Below are 19,140 nucleotides of genomic sequence, written 5' to 3'. Positions count from 1 at the left end.
CGGGTCCGGCTACCGACTCCGTAAGGTCCGCAGCCGTGAGGCCACGGTGCGCCGCCAGGCGGGGGAGGCCAGCAGCGTGACCGCCACCACGACGGCGAACAGGGCCACCAGTGTCCAGGCTCCGGCACGGGCCAGCTCCCAGGTGAAGACGATCCCGAAGACGGGGGCCCTCTGAGTGGTGGCGAGGACGGCACCCGCCCCCGCCAGTGCCAGGACCGCCACGCTGGCCTGCACCCCACAGGCGTGGAGCGCGATCGCCAGGGCGGCTCCGGCGCTCGAGCCCGCGGCCAGGGAGGGGGCCAGCCTGCCGCCGGTGGCACCGGCTGCGAGCGTGAGACCGGTGAGGACCGGCTTGAGGGCCACGATGCCCACCAGCAGGACGAGGCCCGCTCCTGCAGCACGGTTAGAGGCCCCGGGAAGGCCAGTACCCAGAGCCATCTCCATGGCGTCGCGCCCATTGCCGACGATCGCCGGGACCCACAGGCTCGCCAGCCCGGTGACGAGTCCCGCCGTTCCGATTGCCACCGGCAGCCACTTCAGGACGTGTACCCGGTGCGCCAGCATCCACGACCACAGTTTCCTCGCCCCCACGCCGAGAACCGTGGTCACTGGAACGAGCAGGAGCAGCCCGAGGACGGTTCCCGACGACAGGCCTGGCGAGGTGACCTCGAAGGTGGGGCGCCCGTGGGAGTGCAGCCAGGAGACAAGTGTGGCGATGAGGCACACCGGTACCGCCACGAGGGCGCCGCGCCGTCGCATCCCGGCGACCATGACGAGCTCGACGGCGTAGGCGGCCCCTCCCAGCGGCGCGTTGTACATGGCCGCCAGGCCGGCCCCGGCGGCGGAGGCGATGAGGATCGCGCCCTCGCTGCTGCCGATCCCCAGGCGGGTGGCGAGCCTGGCCGCCACCGCCCCGGCGGCCAGACGTGGAGCGCCCTCGCGGCCCACCGAGTTGCCCGCACCGACCGTGAGGACCTGGGTGACGGCGTCGAGGAAGGGGCGCGCCAGCCCCATCCGGGGGGCCGCCTGACCGCTGCGGTCCGCGACCGCAGACTCCACATCGGCCACCCCGCCGGTGGCGCGCAGCCACCACCACAGGCCACCGGCGACAAGGCCGCCCAAGGCCGGGGCGAGCGCGCGCCGCCAGGGCGGGGCGGCGGCCAGGCGTTCCAGGAGCCCGCCGTGGGAGACGCCGTAGAACAGCGACTCGAAGAGCCCCAGGAGCAGCGCCATCGCGATCCCGATGAGACCCGCGGCCACTCCCGCCACGGCGGCGGCCAGAAGGAACCGGGGTCGTATCAGCACGCGCACGCCAGGCACCATACCCGGCCGCTCGGCTCCCGGAGCCGGTGGGTCAGCTGGCCGCGTCGTCGACCGCCTCACCGAAGTCGGGCACGTCCTGAAGCGTCAGGGTCCCGACGTCCTGGCTGACCAGGCCCACGGCGGGACGCAGACCCAGCCACCACTGGTGGCGGGGGCGACGGTGGTCGCGGTCGAGGTCGTCGTTCATCCGGTCCAGCGGGTGGTCGGAGACCTTGCCCCGAACCAGTCCCACGTAGGAGGCCGACGGCTCGCCGCGCTTGAGGGCGCAGGCCAACAGCTCCAGAGAGTAGGCGACGAGCTTGGTCGCCATGATCCGGTCGAAGGCCGTGGGGCTGCCGCCCTGCTGCTGGTGGCCCAGGATCGCCTCACGCACGTCGTAGAGGCCCTTGCCCTCCTCGGCGAAGATGTGGGCCAGGACGTCGGTGGTGTAGTTGACACTGGCCCGCTCGTTGCGAATCACCAGGTAGAGGCTGCGTCCCGAGCGGAAGGACTCCACCATCCGCTCGGAGTCGGCGGCCAGGCCCTTGAGCGTGATGCCCTCCTCATTGAGGTACACCTTCTCCGCGCCGGTGGCCAGGCCCGACATCAGGGACAGGTAGCCGCACTTGCGGCCCATGACCTCGGCGACGAAGCAGCGGTGGGAGGCCGCCGCGGAGAGCTTGATGGAGTCCAGCGCCGCCACCGCGTTGTTGAGAGCCGTGTCGGTGCCGATGCTCAGCTCGGAGCCGGGCAGGTTGTTGTCGATGGAGGCCGGCACGCACACGATCGGGATCTGGAAGGCGGGGTAGCGGTCCCGCTCGGTGACCAGGCGGTAGGCGCTCAGGTAGGCGTTGTAGCCGCCGATGACCAGCAGGGCGTCGATCTCATGGAGCTCAATGGCCCGCCCCAGCGCGTAGAGCTGCTCAATGGTGGGCACCTCGCGGCGCGTGCCCAGCTGGGCGCCGCCGTCACCGACCCAGCCCTCGACGTCGGCCCACGTCAGCTCGCGGACGTCACCGTCCAGCAGGCCGGGGAAGCCGCCGTAGACGCCCAGCATCGTGAAGTCGTGGTCGATGCCCAGGCGCACGGCCGCACGCGCCGCCGTGTTCATCCCCGGGGCCAGGCCGCCGGCGTGGATGATGGCGACCCGCTTGGGGCGGACGGAGGCCGACGGCGTCGATCCCGCGTCAGTGGCCGGCTCGGCGGGAGGCGTGGACATGGTCTCGAACAGCTCGAGCATCCTGCCGAAGCTCGCCCCGCGGGCCTGGATCGCCCCGAGGTAGTCGTGGGCGGCCACGAGATCCTTGACGGCGCGGGTGGCCGCGATCTGCTCCATCATCGGCAGGCGGCGAATGCGGTTGTGGCGCTCGGCGATGATGACCGGCTCGCTGCCCGGATCCATGGACACCACCTCACGGGCGGCGGCGCAGCCCAGCAGCGTGGACATCCAGCGGTCGTAGGCGCTGGGGCGGCCACCGCGCTGGACGTGCCCCAGGATGGTGACACGGGCGGCCTCACCCAGCTTGTCGGCGATGACCTGGCGGACGTCGTCGGCGGTGATGCGGTTGCCCTCACGGTCGGTGGCGCCCTCGGCGACGATCACCATGGACTCGCGGCGCCCGGCCTCGCGGCCCGCCTTGAGCTTGGAGCACATGTCCTCCTCCCAGTCCTTGCCCGGGGGGAGCTCGGGGACCAGGACGTAGTCACAGCCCCCGGCCACGGCCGCCATGAGGGCCAGGTAGCCGCAGTGGCGGCCCATGACCTCCACGACGAAGGTGCGCTGGTGGGAGGCGGCCGTTGAGGAGATGTCGTCGATGGCCTCCAGGATGCGGTGGAGGGCCGAGTCGGTGCCGATGGTCATGTCGGCGCCCACCAGGTCGTTGTCGATGCTGCCCACCAGGCCGGTCACCATGAGGACGGGGTGGGCGGCGGCCGTCTGCGCACTGATGTCACCGGTCGCGACGAGCTCCTCGAGCAGGGAGGGCCAGTTCTTGCGGAACTCGTTGGTGCCGGTCAGGGAGCCGTCGCCCCCGATGACCACGAGCCGGTCGATGCCGTGCTCCAGCAGGTTGCGGGCGGCCGCCAACTGGCCTGCGCGCTCGCGGAACTCGGCCGAGCGGGCGGTGCCGATGATGGTGCCGCCGCGCTGGAGGATGGAGCCCACCGAGTCCCACTCCAGGGGGCGGATGCCGTCGCCTCCGGCCACGGCCCCGGCCCAGCCCTCCATGACCGCGTAGGGCCTGGCCCCTAGGCGGATGGCGGTGCGCACCACGGCCCGCACGGCCGCGTTCATGCCCTGGGCGTCACCGCCGGAGGTGAGGACCCCGATGCGCAGGGGCTCGCCGTCCAGGCCGAGCAGCGGGCCGGCCGACGAGCCGGTGGGGGAGGGGACGGTGTCTGAGGACATCGCGGCTGGCATGTGGGGTCCTTCCCTGGGGGGCGCCGGTGGGCCTGGCTCCCGGCGTCGGCCGGGAGGGCATCAGCCCTTATTGTTGCTGGTGAGCGCCGCCACGTCATCCGCCTGTGGTCCCAGAGGCGTGTCCTTGCTGCGGCATCCGCGCATTCGCCGGTTCGTGGTGAACCCCGGGAGGAGGGGAGCGATGTGTCCCCCTGCTGTGGGAGCAGGGGGCAGCAGGTCCGCAGGCTAGGGAACTACCCGTCTCTGCGGATGCGGAATCGGTGGGCCTCGGCGTCGAGGACGCGCTTGCGTCGTCGACCCCACCACCTGCCGCTCCAGACGCCGAGCAGCACCACGGCGCCGACCAGCGCGCTCGTCGCCGTCAGTGCGGGCATGACCGTCTCCCTTATCGAGCCTCCCCATGTCAATTCATTATAATTCGCGTGCGTGGCGAGCAGCTCAGGATCGGGAACGTACTCCGTGATCGGCGACTGCGTTGTCCTCCAGACGACTGGGGTCTGACCGCAGTCATCTGGAGGACAACGCAGTCCACGTAGGAAAAGTACGTTCTCGACGGCGCTCATGGTTAGAGACCGCGTGCCGCGATCCAGTGGCGGTTTGATCGGGGCTCTTACATGAGCGCTCTGGTGAGCGCCGCCGCGTTGGCCTTCAGATAGTGGACGTCACGCAGATAGATGGTGTCGTGGCCGTCGTCGAGATGGGACTGGAATGCAGTATCGCCCTGCGCCGCCTGAGAACGCATGTACCGGACCAGATCGAGCAGCCGTCGGCACGTGGCCTCGATGATCTGAGACCGATTCACCTCCCCGTACTCGTCGCAGAACAGCCGAGCCCGCCGAGCCTGCTCGGCCAGAGAGCCGAATCCGGCGGCGTTTTCTGGTGCGGTGAGTGGGGCGAAGCGATAGATCGCGTAGGCGATGTCGCGGATGCGAGGACCTGGATGCGCGGTGTCGAAGTCGATGATGCCGACCAGCCTGCTCTCGTCGAACACACAGTTGTACGGCGCGAAGTCCCCATGGCAGATGACCTCGTAAGGCTCAACTGCCTTCAGCATCCAGCCATCCAGCACCTCGGTCGCCAGGTCGCTGGTCACCTCGTGCAGTAAGCGCAGCGCCCGGGCCGCTGAGATAAGTGCGTCGTCGCTGCGCAGTGCTGCCGGCAGTGGGTAGTTGCCGGCCCGCCCTTCCATGAACTCGAGGATCTGCCGGCCGTCGTCGGACAGGCCCACAAAACGCGGGGAGTACCTGAACCCCCTGCGCTCCAGCACGGTGAGCAGCCACTCAACATTGGTGCTGCCCTGGTGCCGAGCGCGAAGGACTCTGCTGCCCATCTTGGTGACCTTGGTCGACCCTCCCTGAAGGTCCTCGGGAATCGCGATCATGACACCTGCCCCATCTCATCATCCTATGTGGATCGACGGCGCTCGTGGCCGGCGGAGGTCCCGGTCCGCACGCCCCGCCGTGAGACGCTGCGACCACGCTGTGTGAGACGCCAGCGGTTCGCGCCCGTGTCCGCCCTCCTAACCGGCCACTGGGACGTTAGGCTCATCACTGGTGCCTGCCCGGCCGACGTCGGCCCGCGCCCGCAAGCCATCCACATGCCCCGAGAGGATCAGCTGCATGGATCTGTACGAATACCAGGCCAGGAACCTGTTCCGCGAGCACGGCGTCCCCGTGCTCGACGGTGCCGTGGCCACAACCCCCGAGGAGGCGCGCAGCGCCGCGCAGTCCCTCCTCGACGCGGGAAGCGAGCTAGTGGTCGTCAAGGCCCAGGTCAAGACCGGCGGCCGCGGCAAGGCCGGCGGCGTCAAGCTCGCCCGCACCGCTGACGAGGCCGAGGCCCGCGCCCGCGACATCCTGGGCATGGACATCAAGGGCCATACGGTGCGCGCCGTCCTCATCTCCGACGGCGTCGACCTCGACGCCGAGTACTACTTCTCCATCCTCCTGGACCGCGCCGAGCGCCAGTACCTGGCCATGTGCTCGCGCGAGGGAGGCATGGACATCGAGACCCTCGCCGTCGAGCGCCCCGAGGCCCTGGCCCGCATCGGCATCGACCCGCTCGAGGGCATCACCCCCGCCGTCGCCCATCGGATCGTCGAGGCCGCGGGCTTCGAGGCCGGCCCCCTGGCCGACGAGGTCGCCGCCGTCATCGAACGCCTCTGGGAGGTCTTCACCGCCGAGGACGCCACCCTCGTGGAGGTCAACCCCCTGGTCAAGGCCACCGACGGCCGCATCATCGCCCTGGACGGCAAGGTCACCCTCGACGACAACTCCCGCTTCCGCCACCCCGCCCACGCCGAGCTCGTCGACAACGCCGCCACCGACCCCCTGGAGGCCCGCGCCCGCGAGGCCGGCCTCAACTATGTGCGCCTCGAGGGCGAGGTCGGGGTCCTGGGCAACGGCGCCGGCCTGGTCATGTCCACCCTCGACGTCGTCGCCGGTGCCGGCGAGCGCCACGGCGGCATGAAGCCCGCCAACTTCCTCGACCTGGGAGGCGGCTCATCGGCCGAGGTCATGGCCACCGGCCTGGAGGTCGTCGCCTCCGACCCCCAGGTGCGCGCCATCCTCGTCAACGTCTTCGGCGGCATCACCTCCTGCGACACCGTTGCCCAGGGCATCGTGACCGCCGTCGAGTCCCTGGGCGGGCTGCCCAAGCCCGTCGTCGTGCGCCTGGACGGCAACAACGCCGACACCGGTCGCGCCATCCTGGCTGACGCCGCCATCGAGGGCGTCACCGTCGTCGACACCATGGACGGGGCCGCCGACGTCGTCACCGCCATCGCCGAGAAGATCAGCGGCCGCCCCGCTGGCAAGGAGGCCTGAGACATGAGCATCTTCCTGACTGAGACCGACCGCGTCATCGTCCAGGGCATGACCGGCTCCGAGGGCCGCAAGCACACCACCCGCATGCTCTCGGCCGGCACGAAGGTCGTCGCCGGCGTCAACCCCCGCAAGGCCGGCACCACCGTCGCCTTCGACGTCGCCCCCATCGGCCCCGGAGCCGGCGAGGTCCAGGCCGGAACCGTTGAGGTCCCCGTCTACGGCACGGTCGCGGAGGCCAAGGAGGCCACCGGCGCCGAGGTGAGCGTCGTCTTCGTCCCGCCCGCCTTCGCCAAGGGCGCCGTCGTCGAGGCCGTCGACGCCGGAGTGCGCCTCCTCGTCGTCATCACCGAGGGCATCCCGGTGGCCGACGCCACCTGGATGCGCGCCTACGCGGCCGACCACGGCGTACAGATCATCGGCCCCAACTGCCCCGGCATCATCTCCCCGGCCCGCTCCAACGTGGGCATCACCCCGCCCGACATCACCGGCCCCGGTCCCCTGGGGCTGGTCTCCAAGTCCGGGACCCTCACCTACCAGCTCATGCACGAGCTGTCCGACCTCGGCTTCACCACCTGCATCGGCATCGGTGGGGACCCGGTGGTCGGCACCACCCACATTGACGCCCTGGCCGCCTTCGAGGCCGACCCCGACACCCGTCTGGTCGTCATGATCGGTGAGATCGGGGGCGACGCTGAGGAGCGGGCCGCCGCCTACATCCGCGAGCACATGACCAAGCCGGTCGTCGCCTACGTCGCCGGCTTCACCGCACCCGAGGGCCGCACCATGGGGCACGCCGGCGCCATCGTCTCCGGCTCCTCGGGCACCGCGGAGGCCAAGAAGATCGCCCTGGAGGCCGCCGGCGTCCGGGTGGGGCGCACTCCTAGCCAGACCGCTGAGATCGCCCGCGAGCTCTACCGTCAGCTGGCCGGAGAGGTGACCGCTTGAGCCTGGCGCGGCAGCGAGCCACCAACCTGGCGTCCTGGGCCCTGTGGTCCCTGCGCGTGGGAGTCGAGTCGGTCGGCCTGGTCTGGCTGGTGGTGGTGCTGGCGACGATCGCCGTGTCCAAGGCGGCCGCCAGCCTCAACGCCGCGGCCATCCTCAGCGCAGGCGACGCCCTGCACACCGGGACCGCCCTGTGGAGCCTGGGCTTCGGGGGCTCGACCGCGCTGACCTCCGAGGACGACGGCGTGCTCAGCCTGCCGCTGCTGGGACTCACCCTGGTGCAGGCGGGCTGGACCTGGTTCTGCGTGCGGCGCGCCCGCCCGTCCCGGCCGGCGGCCGGGGCGGCCATCGTCGCCGCTGCGACCGTCGTGGCGGCCCTGGCCTGCCTCACCGGCCCCGCCGGGCTGGACACCTGGCCCGCCGTCGTCGGCATCGCCCTGCTCACCGGCGTCATCGTCGCCATCCAGCTCATGCGCGCCGGCCACCACTGGCCGCCCCTGACCCGCTGGTGGGACCGCCGCCCCCATTGGCTGGGGCCGTCCCTGTCACTGGCCTATGGGGCCACGCGGGCCCTGAGCCTGCTGAGCCTGCTGGTAGTGGTCGCGGCCGTCTTCAACGGTGCCGGCCGGGTCTCGGTCCTGCACGACTCCCTGGCCGGGGACGGCTTCGTCGCGATGGCCGGCCTGATCCTGCTTCAGGCCGGCTGGGTGCCGACCCTGCTCATCTGGGCCTGCTCCTGGCTCATCGGCGCCGGCTTCTCCGTGGGCACGGGCACCGTCTTCGCCCCCGACCGGGTCGTGGCCGGCCCCGTCCCACGCCTGCCGCTGCTGGGGCTGGTGCCATCGACGCCGCTGAGCAGCGTGGGCCTGTGGCTGCCCCTGGTGGTGACGGCCGGCGCCATGGTGGCCGCTTGGCGGCGTCGGGCGGTGCTCAACGCCCTGCGGGTGCGCTACGCCCTCAGCGCCGCCGGTCTGGCCGCCCTCCTCGTTGCTGTCGGCGTGGGGCTGTTGTGCCTGGCCGCCTCCGGATCCGTGGGGCCGGACCGGATGAGCAGCGTCGGTCCGCTGGTCCTCTACACCGTCATCCTCGTCTTCGTCGAGGTCGGTGTCGGACTGGCGGCCATGGCCGTCCTGGCCCACCCCTACACGCGGGCCTGGGCTCGCAACACCCTGCCCGAGTCGGTCCTGCCGGCGCCCTACCGGCGCCAGGATGTGCGCGACGATGCCGTTGACGAGGAGGACGATGCGGACGACGGCGAGGTGGACGGCGAGGCCTGACCCGCAGGTCAGCGCGCCGCGGTGCCCGCGCCGCTCAGGGCGCTGACGGCCGCGTCCACGCCCTCGACGAGCTCAGGCGTCACCGCCAGGAGCGCGGTCCCGGCCCGGTAGGTCATCCCGGGGATGGGGGTGTAGAGGACGTTCGCCTCCAAGAGGGCGCGTCCCTCCTTGATGTCCCACCACAGCTCGGGATTCTCCTGGAAGAACCGCGCGACGCGCTCGTCGCGGGTCAGGTGCTCCAGGACGTTGTCGGCCGACTTGTGCGCCGCCCGCCCCGGCAGCCTGCGGGGAGGAATGTCGGTCTCGTCGTCGTCATCAATGGTGGGGGCCGCCCCCTGGTACTCGACGACGACCAGCTGGCTCCCGGCCGGGGACAGCGCCAGAGCGTGGACGGGGCTGTCCACCGGCCGCTGGTCGATGGCCTCACCCCGGAAGTCGTCGGTGATCCGATAGCCCTCCAGGATGACGAACTGCTCGCCGTTGCCGGTGTTGAGGCGGCGCGTCAGGTCCAAAATCTCGGCCTGCTGCTCCGACACTGAGGCGGCCAGGTCCCGCATCTGCCCGACCACCTGGGAGTCGACCCCGGAGGCGGCCAGATCGGCGATGGTCTCATCGATCCGACTCGGCTCCAGGGCGTCGATGTCGGTCACGCCCAGAGACTCAGCGAGCTCGCGAAGGCGCGCGATATCGGCCTCGACCGCCACCTGCCGCTTGGTGCGCGCTGTGAACAGCGCCTGGCTCTCGGAGAAGCTCTCAGCGTTCCGGATCCGCCGGTTGACGGAGAGCTCGGCGGCCAGGTCGGTTCCGCCACCGGCGGGACTGGCGCTCAGGGCTGAGCGAGGCATGTAGGTCATGGCGAAGTCCAGAAGCGCCAGGCACGCCTGCCCCGGCGTGAGAGTGGCCAGGTGACCGAGGAGGCCGCTCGACGACGGCGCCGTGCTGATGCGGCGCCCCGGGGCCCCCAGTGTTAGGACGAGGGACAGACTCATGGCCACCACCGCCAGCGCACCGATCGCGTAGAGGAGCCCCTGGGTGCCGCTCAACCCGCTCCACCACTGGGAGAACAGGCGCGGCAGGGCGGAGAGGAACAGGTCGTCCTCGGTCTCCTTGAGCTCGGGGGCCAGCTGCCAGACGGTGCGCACCTCGTACATGCAGCACAGGAGGAACAGCACGACGCTGACCACCAGGATCCCCAGACGGAAGCCCTGTCGGGCATTGGGCTCAGCGCCCGGCGTCGTAGCCTCCATCGCGTCTGCTCGCACGCCGCGCACCTGCTCGGCAGTGGCTCGCCCCGCCCGCATGGCGTACAGACGCCCCTGGCGCAGGTCCCCGTAGGCGCCCCAGGTGACGGCCAGGTCGCCCCAGGTGAAGTTCGCCAGGGCCACCACCGAGACGATGAGAGCGCGCACGAAGGGCGGCGCCTCGGTGAGGTTGGGGTAGCGGGGAGCCGGCGCCCCGGCCACCGTCCAGCCGTGCACACCCGCGTAGGCGCGGCGGTGGGCGTCCAGGAGCAGGCAGGCGGCCATGAGGATGACGGACAGGGGAATGGCGCTCAGGCCACCGCCGTTGACCCTCCACAAGAACATGAGCAGCGCCGGGAAACCGCCGCCGGAGTCGCTCTGGCCGAGCTGCTGGGCGATCCTGGCGATGTAGGTGGCGTGGTCGCTGACCGACTGCAGGATGACCACGGCCGGAAGGATCCAGGCCACGATCCGCAGCCACACGAGGTTCTTGGCCCCTTCGAAGGCCCGGGAGTCCTTGAGGCGCCACAGCGTGATCGCCAGCGCTACCGCCATCGTGATGTTCGCGGTGCTCACCTGGTTGCTGACGGCCAGGACGTTGCTGTTCTCCTGGGTCATCGACCCCGAGGTCCACGGGTTGAAGGAGAAGGGCAGGCGTCCGTTGCCCAGGACCGAGGAGAGCAGACTGCTCTCCTCAAGGGCCCGGATGCCGTCGTTGAGGGCCGTCAGGCCCGCGCCGGCCGCGAAACCCAGCAGGGCCCAGTCGGAGGCCGCCAGGCGGCGCATCCGCCCCGGCGCCAGGAAGACCACGAGCACCAGGGGCACCAGCGGGCTGAGAACCTCCAGGGCAATGGTCAGGGCGATACTCATCCCGTTACCCATGACGGACAGCCCTGCGCGGGTACGCACCGAGCTCATGATGGCGGCCACGACGAGCGACCAGGCGGCGCCGACACCGTACATGAGCAGAACCGAGCGCCAGCTGATGGTGCGTGTGCGCGCCAGAAGGGCCACCACCATGAGGCACACGGCCATGAAGGCCGCCGGCACGGCGGCGTAGGCCAGCCTGGGCACCATCACCAAGGCGGCGACGAGCAGCGGGATCATCAAGGCGTAGGCTCCGCGCACCACCAGGTTCAGGGCACTGGATAATCCTGGGTGGCGGCTCCACCAGCGCCGGTAGGCGGAGGCGGCCTCCTGCCACTGCTCCGGGGGAGTCCTCCGATATACCGGTGTTGCTGCGATGTTGATGGGCGCAGTCATGCTGTGGACTGTATGCGGTCCCTCGAGCCGCCCGCAAGGAAACAGGCCGTTCGGTCGGGTGATTCGCCGGGAGCGACATGGAAAACGTCAGGTCAGGCAGGCGCGGTGGCCTTATCCGGTGCCGTTGTGGCCGCCACCCGATAGGATGGGGCCGGCTGCGACTGGCGAGGGTGGGGCACCACCGGGGAGTGGCCGAGGCCATCCATGAAGGGGACGTCGCCCGCCTGGGCGTCCCGCTTCCTCACGCCACACCAGGAGCGCCATGTCCTCGTCAACGTCCTCGTCCCCGTCGTCGTCCCAGTCCTCACAGCCCACGAACCAGGCGGTCCCCACCGCTCACGTCCCCACCGAGGGTCTCGTCAGTCCCGACCGCGTCCCCGTGCGCCGCGCCCTCATCTCCGTCTACGACAAGACCGGCCTCGTTCCGCTCGCCCGCGCCCTGGTCGACGCCGGTATCGAGATCGTCTCCACCGGTTCCACCGCCGCCACCATCGCGGCCGAGGGCCTGGCCGTCACCCCGGTGGAGGAGGTCACCGGCTTCCCCGAGTGCCTCGAAGGGCGGGTCAAGACCCTCCACCCGGCCGTCCACGCCGGCATCCTCGCCGACCGCCGCAAGCCCGACCACCTCGACCAGCTGGCCACCCTGGGGGTGACCCCCATCGACCTGGTCGTCGTCAACCTCTACCCCTTCACCGACACCGTCGCCTCCGGCGCCCCCTTCGACGCCTGCGTCGAGCAGATCGACATCGGCGGCCCCACCATGGTGCGCGCCGCCGCCAAGAACCACCCCGCCGTCGCCGTGGTCACCAGCCCCGACCGGTACGAGGACGTCGCGGCCGCCGTGCGAGAAGGAGGCTTCACCCTTGCCGGCCGCCGCCGCCTGGCTGCCGAGGCCTTCGCCCACACCGCCGCCTACGACGCGGCCGTGTCGACCTGGATGGCCGCCCAGATCGAGGCCGACGCCGCCGCCCACGCCACGGACTCGGCCGAAGCGGCCGAGGCTGAAGCCAATGGGCCGGCCGCGCCGCCGGCCTACGTCGGCGTCGGCTACGAGCGCCTCGCGAGCCTGCGCTACGGGGAGAACCCCCACCAGCGGGCCGCCGTCTACCGCATCGCCGGGGCGAGCGGGGGAGTGGCCGGCGCCCGCCAGCTCCACGGCAAGGCCATGAGCTACAACAACTACACCGATACCGATGCCGCCGTGCGCGCCGCCTACGACCACGGCCAGGCCGTCACGGTCGCCGTCGTCAAGCACGCCAACCCCTGCGGCATCGCGGTCTCGGCCACCGGCGACGTCGCCGAGGCCCACCGCAAGGCCCACGCCTGCGACCCGGTCTCGGCCTACGGCGGCGTCATCGCCACCAACGCGGTTGTCACCGCCGAGATGGCCCGTCAGATCAAACCGATCTTCACCGAGGTCGTCGCCGCCCCCGCCTTCGACGACGAGGCCGTGGAAATCCTGTCCACCAAGAAGAACCTGCGCCTGCTCCTCGTCGAGGCCCCCCAGCGCGAGGGCTACGAGATCAAGCAGGTCTCGGGAGGCGCCGTCATCCAGGAGCGTGACGTCCTGGACGCCGCCGGCGACAACCCCTCGACCTGGACCCTGGCCGCGGGTCCGGCCGCTGACGACGCGCTCCTGGCCGATCTGGTCTTCGCCTGGCGCTCGGTGCGCGCCGTGCGCTCCAACGCGGTCCTCCTGGCCCATGACGGCGCCACCGTCGGCGTGGGCATGGGGCAGGTCAACCGTGTCGACTCCTGCAAGCTGGCCGTCGAGCGGGCCAACACCCTGGGGGCCCGCTCCACCGGCGACGCCGCACTCGACGGCTCCCAGCAGGAGAAGGGGGCTGTGGGCGGGGCCGACGCCGCCGATGTCCTGGCAGGCGCGGCCGCACCCCAGCGCGCCCAGGGTGCCGTGGCCGCCTCCGACGCCTTCTTCCCCTTCGCCGACGGCCTTCAGGTCCTCATCGACGCCGGGGTCCGCGCCGTCGTCCAGCCGGGTGGCTCCATCCGTGACCAGGAGGTCATCGACGCCGCCCAGGCCGCCGGCGTCACCATGTACCTCACCGGCACCCGTCACTTCTCCCACTGATCTCCCACTGGGGCGCCTGTGCCGCCTGGTGCCCGGCTCCTCGCGCCGGGCACCAGGCGGGCGTGCCAGTCCGAGAAAGGTCATGGACCCGCACCCCACGCGCCGATAGGCTCCTGCCCGTGACTCATGACCCGCATCCCCAGCAGGCCGAGCACAAGGAGCCCTACCGCACCATCTGTGTTGTCCTCGTTGCCCTTGGCCTGGCGGCTGTCCCAGCCATCGCCTTGCTGGGGCACCGCCGCATCGCCGTCCTGTGGGCGGCCGCCGGGATCCTGGTGCTGGCCATCGTCCGGATCCAGCGCCCCGACGGCACCTGGCTGGCGGCGCGCAGCCGCCTGTTCGACGTCGTCCTCGGCATCGGCCTGGCCGCTGTCCTGCTGCTCCTGTCTCCTTACGTCAACCTGCCCCGCATTCTGTGAGTAGGGAGCACTCTGCCCTCCTCGTGAGTTCTCACGGCGACGCTGCGCGCCGCCCCGTGTGATCTGTGCCTTGGGAGTGCTCATTCTTCGGTCCGGTGCGGCGCCGTGACCAAGCGGTATGGCACGCTGGCCCCAGTCAAGACGTCTTGTCATCTCGTTTCACACCCTGAAGGTCCCTCTATGTCAAGCAATCCCTCAGCCTCGCCATCGCTGGCCCATCGTCTCAGCCACAGCATCCTGACCTGGGTCATTGGCGCGATCCTGCTGGCCCTGTTCCTGGGGTCGATCCGCTTCGGGGGCCACCCCTTCGTTCCCAAGCCCGTCGGCAACGTCTTCGCGACCTTCTCCGACCTGTTCAGCCAGTTCCTCAGCTTCTCCATCCCGCTCATCATCATCGGCCTGGTGACCCCCGCCATCGCCGATCTGGGACGCGGGGCCGGCAAGTGGCTCGGGATCACCACGGCCCTGGCCTACGCCTCAACCCTCTTCGCAGGCTTCCTCACCTTCGTAGTGTGCGCCGCCACCTTCCCCCGGCTGCTCGCCGGAACCTCTCTGGCCGACGTCTCCAAGCCGGAGGGGGCTTTGAGCAGCTACTTCACGGTGGAGATGCCGCCGGCCGTCGAGGTCATGACCGCCCTGCTGCTGTCCTTCGTCCTGGGCATCGGCCTGTCCATGGTGCCCCGGGGCGTGCTGCGCAAGGGATTCATCGAGTTCCGAGCCATCATCACCCGCCTCATCGAGCGGCTCATCATCCCGCTGCTGCCCCTGCACATCTTCGGCATCTTCCTCAACCTCACCTACACCGGGGCGGCCGGGGCGGTGATGAAGGCGCTTCTGCGCGTCGTCGTCGTGGTCCTCATCCTCGAGGTCGTCATCCTGGGCATCCAGTTCCTCACCGCGGGACTCATCGGCCGCCGCAATCCGCTCAAGGCACTGCTCACCATGCTTCCGGCCTACCTGACGGCTCTGGGCACCTCCTCGTCCGCGGCTACGATCCCGGTCACCCTGCGTCAGACGAAGAAGAACGGCGTCTCCGACGCGGTGGCCTCCTTCACCATCCCCCTGTGCGCCACGATCCACCTGGCGGGGTCGACCTCGAAGATCTTCTCCTTCGCCTTCGCGATCGTCCTCACCCAGGACCTGCACGTGAGCACCACCCAGTGGATCGGCTTCATCTTCATGCTCGGTATCACGATGGTGGCCGCTCCGGGCGTGCCCGGGGGCGCCATCATGGCGGCCACCGGTCTGCTGTCCTCCATGCTCGGCTTCAACGACCAGCAGGTGGCCCTCATGATCGCCACCTACATCGCCCTGGACTCCTTCGGTACCGCCACGAACGTCACCGGTGACGGCGCCATCGCCATCATCGTGGACCGCATGGCCGGCGGCTCCGTCAACGACGAGGGCGACCCGGAGAACGTTCGCGAGCTCTCCTTCGACGGCATGGCCTACCTCCACGCGGTCAGCGTCGAGGGGGTCGTCAGCCCCGAGGAGCTCGAGGCCTCGGCTGCAGCCACCCGCTCGGGAGAGTAGAGCCAGTACATCGCTGACACACTGATCGGGCGCCAGGAGTCAATCGACTCCTGGCGCCCGATCAGTCTCTCGGCCTGAGACCCGACTGAAACCGCGTGAATCCGCGTGGGCTTACCGCTATCTCAGCGGCCTCGGCCGATCAGTGTGCGCAGCGGGCCGGGCTCGGCCAGGAGCTTGGCCGGCGGCCCCGTCTGCACGATCGCCCCCGCGTCCATGACGACGACGTGGTCGGCCTGCTCGGACCACTGCAGGCGGTGAGTGATCTCAATGATCGTCGCCTGCGGAAGATAGGTGCGCACCCCGATGCGCACCCGCTCATCCAGGTCAGGATCCAGGTGCGAGGTGAACTCATCGAGGATGAGCACCCCGGGACGGGCCAGGAGCGCGCGGGCCAGTGCCAGGCGCTGGCGCTGGCCCCCGGACAGGGACTGGCCGCGCTCGCCCACCAGGGTGTTGTAACCGTCCTCGAGGGCCTCGATGTCCTCATCGATGCAGGCGGCTCGGCACGCTCGGCGCACCTGGGCGTCAGTGGCCGAGGGCGCTGCCAGGCGCACGTTGTCCGCAATGGTGGCTCGCATGAGGTGAACCCGCTGATCCACTAGGCCGATCTCCTGGTAGAGGCTGACGGCACGCAGATCACTCACGTTCTGGCCGTCGATGAGAATGCGGCCCGAGTCCGGCTCATCGAAGCGCACCGCCAGCTGGGCCAGTGTGGACTTGCCAGATCCGGAGGCCCCCACGATGCAGGTCCACCTGCCGGCCCTGGCCCTGATGCTGGCGCCGCGGACAGCCTGGGTGGCGGTGTTGGGGTAGGAGTAGGTGACGTCCTGCCACAGGACCTCGTGGGAGATGCCGGGGGTCAGGTCCTCATCGCCGTCGCGCACCTCCACCGGGGTGTTGACGACCTCCCACACTCTCTCGGCCGAGGCGAAGGAGGCATTGAGCGCGCTCGAGAGCTCCTCGACACCGCGGATGGTCTCAGACAGCCGCAGCACCGCAGCGGCCGCGGCTACCAGGAGGGGGACACCCGTGCCCGAGCCGGTCGCCGACAGCGTCGCACCCACGGCGACGACGGCGATCGGCGCACTCAGACCCGCCAGCTGGTTGAGGCCTCGCCTCACGGCGGCCCACTGCCCGGTTGGCCGTGCGGCACCGGCGATCTCGGCGTCGATCCTGGCCATCTCATCGAGACGCTCCTGGCTGCGCCCGTAGCCGACGACCTCGCTCATGCCCTGAACGGTGTCGGTCACGTGCTGGGTGAGATCCGCCCGCGCCGCCGAGACCGAGCGGGAGGCATCCACTGAGGCGGCGAACCCCAGGCGGGGCACGATGAACAGCTGGAGCAACACGAAGGGGAACGCCGCCAGGGCCACCAGCCAGGACACCTTCAGGCCGATGACCGTGAGCACCGTGATCGGTACGACGACGGCGCAGACCGCCGGAGCGAAGGTGTGGGCGAAGAAGACCTCGATCCGGTCCACGTCCTTGGTGGCCCGCGACAGCAGGTCGCCCGAGCGTGACGTCGCACTGACTCTGGGGGAGCGGGGGATGAGGGAGCGGAAGATCTGGCCGCGCAGCAGCTCGAGGGCCTTGAAGGCCACCAGGTGGCCGAGGAACTGCTCGACGTAGCGCAGGGCCGCCTTGAGCAGGGACAGCCCCGCCATGACAGCCAGGACCGGCCAGATGGCGGCCACCGGTGCATCCGTCGCCACCGCCAGACCTGCCCGGGCCACGGCGTAGGCGCCCAAGGAGAACAGGGCCACGCCGCACAGCATGTTGGTGATCCGGCACAGGGTGGAGCCCAGCAGCGGTGAGAGGACCGGGCGGGTGACCCGAAGCAGCCAGCGCGCGAGCATCGCGCGGGATACAGGCGTCTGCGCGGAGGCAGTATCCTGACCGGTCCCGCTGCGCTGCTCTGAGCCGCGGGCTGCCCTCGAGCGGGGGGCCGAGGACCGCCTCGACTGCATCGATCGGATCATGCCCGCTCCTCCTGGTGATCCCCGTCGGCGGCCTCGGAGGAGGACCCGTCGGCCCCGGTGGCTTCCTGAGCGGGCGCCGCGCCGGCGGATCTGGGCGTCCCGGCTCCATCCACCTCTCGGACCACCCCGCCCTCGACCCTCACCGTCCGGTCCGCTGCGGTCAGCGCCCCGACGCGGTGGGAGATGGTGACGACGGTGCGGCCCTGGGCCAGCTGCTCAAGGGACTCCACGATGGCCGCCTCGCTGGCCAGGTCCACCTGGCTGGTGGGCTCATCCAGGAGCAGCACGGGGCGGTCGGCCAGGAAGGCGCGGGCCAGCGACAGGCGCTGGGCCTGACCGCCCGATAGCCCCAGGCCGGCCTCGCCGACCTGCGTCTCCAGCCCCTCGGGCATGAGTGCCACCTCCTTGTCCAGGCGGGCCACCTCCAGGGCCTGCCACATCTGCGACGGCGTCGCGTAGGGCTGGGCCAGGCGCAGGTTGTCGGCGATCGTCCCGGTGAACAGCCACGTCGTCTGCGCCACCAGCGCGGAGGCCGAGCGCACCTCGTCCTGCGTGGCGGCACTCAGCTCGGTGCCCTCGACGCGCACGGATCCGCCGCTGGGCAGCAGGTCGCCGGCGAGCACCGCCATGAGCGTCGACTTGCCTGCCCCCGAGGGGCCGACCACCGCCAGGCTCTCGCCGCGGCGCACGCTCAGATTGACGCCCTCCAGCACCGGGTCGGCATCCCAGGCGGCCTCGACGTCGTCGAGCACGATGGAGGACTGAGCGGCAGTCGGGGTGGAGACCGCGACCCCGGGACGAGCGGTCGAGCGAGGCAGGGGCCGCGACAGGATCCTGCGGATGGCGCGCTGGTTGGCCATTCCGGCCATGCCCACGTAGAAGAAGGCGCCCACGTGGTCCAGCGGCTCGAGGAGCACGTAGGAGGTCAGGACGATCGCCAAGGCGTCACTGACGTCGATGGCGCCGGCGGACAGGCGCACCAGGGCCAGACCGGCGGCCACGGTGATGAGGAAGAGCGAGAACAGACCGTCGGTGAGCAGGATGACGAGCTGGTTGCCCGCCAGCAGCCCCATGACCGCGCGTCGGTTCGACTCCCCCTCCAGGCGCAGGCGCGCACTGGTGCGCTCCGCGGCCCGGGCCAGGGTGAGGGTGCGCAGTCCCTGGATCGCGTCGAGGTACTCGGCGGCCAGACGCATCCGCGCCCGTCGAGACTCCGACGACGAGGCCCGCAGTCGCGAGTGGCACCAGGCGATGAAGACCGGGACCACGACGACGGCCGCCGCAAGGACCAGGGCGGGAACGACGTCGACGAAGGCGGCCAGCTCGATGAGCACCAGCAGGGGAGCCGCCGCGGCCGCCAGTGTGGGGGCCAGGAAGGTCTGCCGGTAGAGCGCCACCCGCTCGGCGCCGTCGGTCAGCAGGGAGGCGGTCGCACCGCTGCGGACGTCGGCGGCGCGCGCCGGGCCCAGCCCCAGCAGGTGAGCCAGGGTGAGGCGGCGCAGGTGCGCCTCCTCGGTGAGCGCACTGAAACGGGCGACCCGCTGCGCCACCAGCTGGCAGGCGGCGCTCACGGCGGCCGCGGCCAGCGCCTGGGCGAGCAGGCCCACCACTGACGAGGAGGTCAGCAGGGCGCCCAGGGCGCGTCCGGTGCAGATGAGGCACCACCCGGCTCCCAGGGCACCCAGGAGCGTCATACCGAAGGAGAGGGCGCCTGCGCGACGCCCGGCCGGTGAGGAGACCGTGGGGCGGGGCGGGGAGCCGCGGCGCAGTGGCGCGAGGATGGGCGCGGGGGATCGGCGTGAGCTCATCACGGTCCTGGAAACGAGAAATGGGCTGGGGGAGGCCTCCAGC

General features: G+C 70.9%; 13 protein-coding genes. 6 read left to right on the top strand and 7 right to left on the bottom strand.

The genetic code is table 11. From position 1 onward, the window contains the following. Positions 1–9 precede the first annotated feature (9 nt). From HW274_RS09255 to HW274_RS09240, 4 genes are all read right to left on the bottom strand, one after another. Positions 10–1,311, bottom strand: coding sequence for a chloride channel protein (locus tag HW274_RS09255; protein ID WP_185988660.1), 1,302 nt, complete (start codon positions 1,309–1,311; stop codon positions 10–12). Between the two features lie 43 nt (positions 1,312–1,354). Continuing rightward, entirely contained in the window at positions 1,355–3,721 is a 2,367-nt protein-coding gene (locus tag HW274_RS09250; RefSeq protein WP_185988659.1) for a 6-phosphofructokinase, read from the bottom strand. Between the two features lie 233 nt (positions 3,722–3,954). Continuing rightward, entirely contained in the window at positions 3,955–4,095 is a 141-nt protein-coding gene (locus HW274_RS09245; RefSeq protein WP_185988658.1) for a hypothetical protein, read from the bottom strand. 236 nt (positions 4,096–4,331) lie between these two features. Beyond that, positions 4,332–5,102, bottom strand: a complete 771-nt coding sequence (locus HW274_RS09240) for an aminoglycoside phosphotransferase family protein (RefSeq protein WP_075254840.1) — start codon at positions 5,100–5,102, stop codon at positions 4,332–4,334. A gap of 238 nt (positions 5,103–5,340) precedes the next feature. Between HW274_RS09240 and sucC the strand changes: the two genes are divergently transcribed. From sucC to HW274_RS09225, 3 genes are read left to right on the top strand one after another with little or no spacing between them, the layout of a single operon-like run. Continuing rightward, a complete protein-coding gene (gene sucC, locus HW274_RS09235) occupies positions 5,341–6,546 on the top strand; it encodes an ADP-forming succinate--CoA ligase subunit beta (protein WP_185988657.1) in 1,206 nt (401 codons plus the stop codon). Between the two features lie 3 nt (positions 6,547–6,549). Next, positions 6,550–7,491 (top strand): succinate--CoA ligase subunit alpha, encoded by a 942-nt coding sequence (gene sucD, locus HW274_RS09230; protein ID WP_075404225.1) that lies wholly within the window; start codon positions 6,550–6,552, stop codon positions 7,489–7,491. Further along, positions 7,488–8,765 (top strand): DUF6350 family protein, encoded by a 1,278-nt coding sequence (locus HW274_RS09225; RefSeq protein WP_185988656.1) that lies wholly within the window; start codon positions 7,488–7,490, stop codon positions 8,763–8,765. Before sucD ends, HW274_RS09225 begins: the two co-directional genes overlap by 4 nt. Before the next feature lie 8 nt (positions 8,766–8,773). Here the strand turns inward: HW274_RS09225 and HW274_RS09220 are convergent, their stop codons facing one another. Beyond that, positions 8,774–11,269 carry a hypothetical protein gene (locus HW274_RS09220; RefSeq protein ID WP_185988655.1) on the bottom strand — a complete coding sequence of 832 codons (2,496 nt, stop codon included), beginning with the start codon at positions 11,267–11,269 and terminating at the stop codon, positions 8,774–8,776. 262 nt (positions 11,270–11,531) lie between these two features. On the opposite strand from HW274_RS09220, the gene purH reads away from it, so the two are divergent. The 3 genes from purH (at position 11,532) to HW274_RS09205 (ending at position 15,310) form a co-directional block, all read left to right on the top strand. Then, positions 11,532–13,358 carry a bifunctional phosphoribosylaminoimidazolecarboxamide formyltransferase/IMP cyclohydrolase gene (purH, locus tag HW274_RS09215; RefSeq protein WP_185988654.1) on the top strand — a complete coding sequence of 609 codons (1,827 nt, stop codon included), beginning with the start codon at positions 11,532–11,534 and terminating at the stop codon, positions 13,356–13,358. A 119-nt stretch (positions 13,359–13,477) separates the two neighbouring features. Further along, positions 13,478–13,777, top strand: coding sequence for a DUF3017 domain-containing protein (locus tag HW274_RS09210; RefSeq protein ID WP_075254834.1), 300 nt, complete (start codon positions 13,478–13,480; stop codon positions 13,775–13,777). Between the two features lie 180 nt (positions 13,778–13,957). Beyond that, entirely contained in the window at positions 13,958–15,310 is a 1,353-nt protein-coding gene (locus tag HW274_RS09205; protein WP_075404221.1) for a dicarboxylate/amino acid:cation symporter, read from the top strand. 122 nt (positions 15,311–15,432) lie between these two features. Here the strand turns inward: HW274_RS09205 and HW274_RS09200 are convergent, their stop codons facing one another. Together HW274_RS09200 and HW274_RS09195 are read right to left on the bottom strand one after the other, a co-directional pair. Further along, a complete protein-coding gene (locus HW274_RS09200; protein WP_185988653.1) occupies positions 15,433–17,289 on the bottom strand; it encodes an amino acid ABC transporter ATP-binding/permease protein in 1,857 nt (618 codons plus the stop codon). Then, on the bottom strand, positions 17,286–19,097 hold the full coding sequence (locus HW274_RS09195) for an ABC transporter ATP-binding protein/permease (RefSeq protein ID WP_185988652.1): 1,812 nt from the start codon (positions 19,095–19,097) through the stop codon (positions 17,286–17,288). The genes HW274_RS09200 and HW274_RS09195 overlap by 4 nt, the downstream gene beginning before the upstream one ends. Between the last annotated feature and the right edge of the window lie 43 nt (positions 19,098–19,140).

The organism is Actinomyces sp. oral taxon 169 (assembly GCF_013394715.1).
Classification (GTDB): domain Bacteria; phylum Actinomycetota; class Actinomycetes; order Actinomycetales; family Actinomycetaceae; genus Actinomyces.
Note: the sequence above shows the minus strand (reverse complement) of the source record. Positions and strands in the feature narration are given on the sequence as shown.

What these genes read in the sequence shown, in the direction of transcription:
- sucD (WP_075404225.1), top strand. Translation starts at nt 6,550, where the DNA reads ATGAGCATCTTCCTGACTGAGACCGACCGCGTCATCGTCCAGGGCATG.
- HW274_RS09250 (WP_185988659.1), bottom strand. Translation starts at nt 3,721, where the DNA reads ATGCCAGCCGCGATGTCCTCAGACACCGTCCCCTCCCCCACCGGCTCG.
- HW274_RS09240 (WP_075254840.1), bottom strand. Translation starts at nt 5,102, where the DNA reads ATGATCGCGATTCCCGAGGACCTTCAGGGAGGGTCGACCAAGGTCACC.
- HW274_RS09245 (WP_185988658.1), bottom strand. Translation starts at nt 4,095, where the DNA reads ATGCCCGCACTGACGGCGACGAGCGCGCTGGTCGGCGCCGTGGTGCTG.
- HW274_RS09195 (WP_185988652.1), bottom strand. Translation starts at nt 19,097, where the DNA reads ATGAGCTCACGCCGATCCCCCGCGCCCATCCTCGCGCCACTGCGCCGC.
- HW274_RS09200 (WP_185988653.1), bottom strand. Translation starts at nt 17,289, where the DNA reads ATGATCCGATCGATGCAGTCGAGGCGGTCCTCGGCCCCCCGCTCGAGG.
- purH (WP_185988654.1), top strand. Translation starts at nt 11,532, where the DNA reads ATGTCCTCGTCAACGTCCTCGTCCCCGTCGTCGTCCCAGTCCTCACAG.
- HW274_RS09220 (WP_185988655.1), bottom strand. Translation starts at nt 11,269, where the DNA reads ATGACTGCGCCCATCAACATCGCAGCAACACCGGTATATCGGAGGACT.
- sucC (WP_185988657.1), top strand. Translation starts at nt 5,341, where the DNA reads ATGGATCTGTACGAATACCAGGCCAGGAACCTGTTCCGCGAGCACGGC.
- HW274_RS09205 (WP_075404221.1), top strand. Translation starts at nt 13,958, where the DNA reads ATGTCAAGCAATCCCTCAGCCTCGCCATCGCTGGCCCATCGTCTCAGC.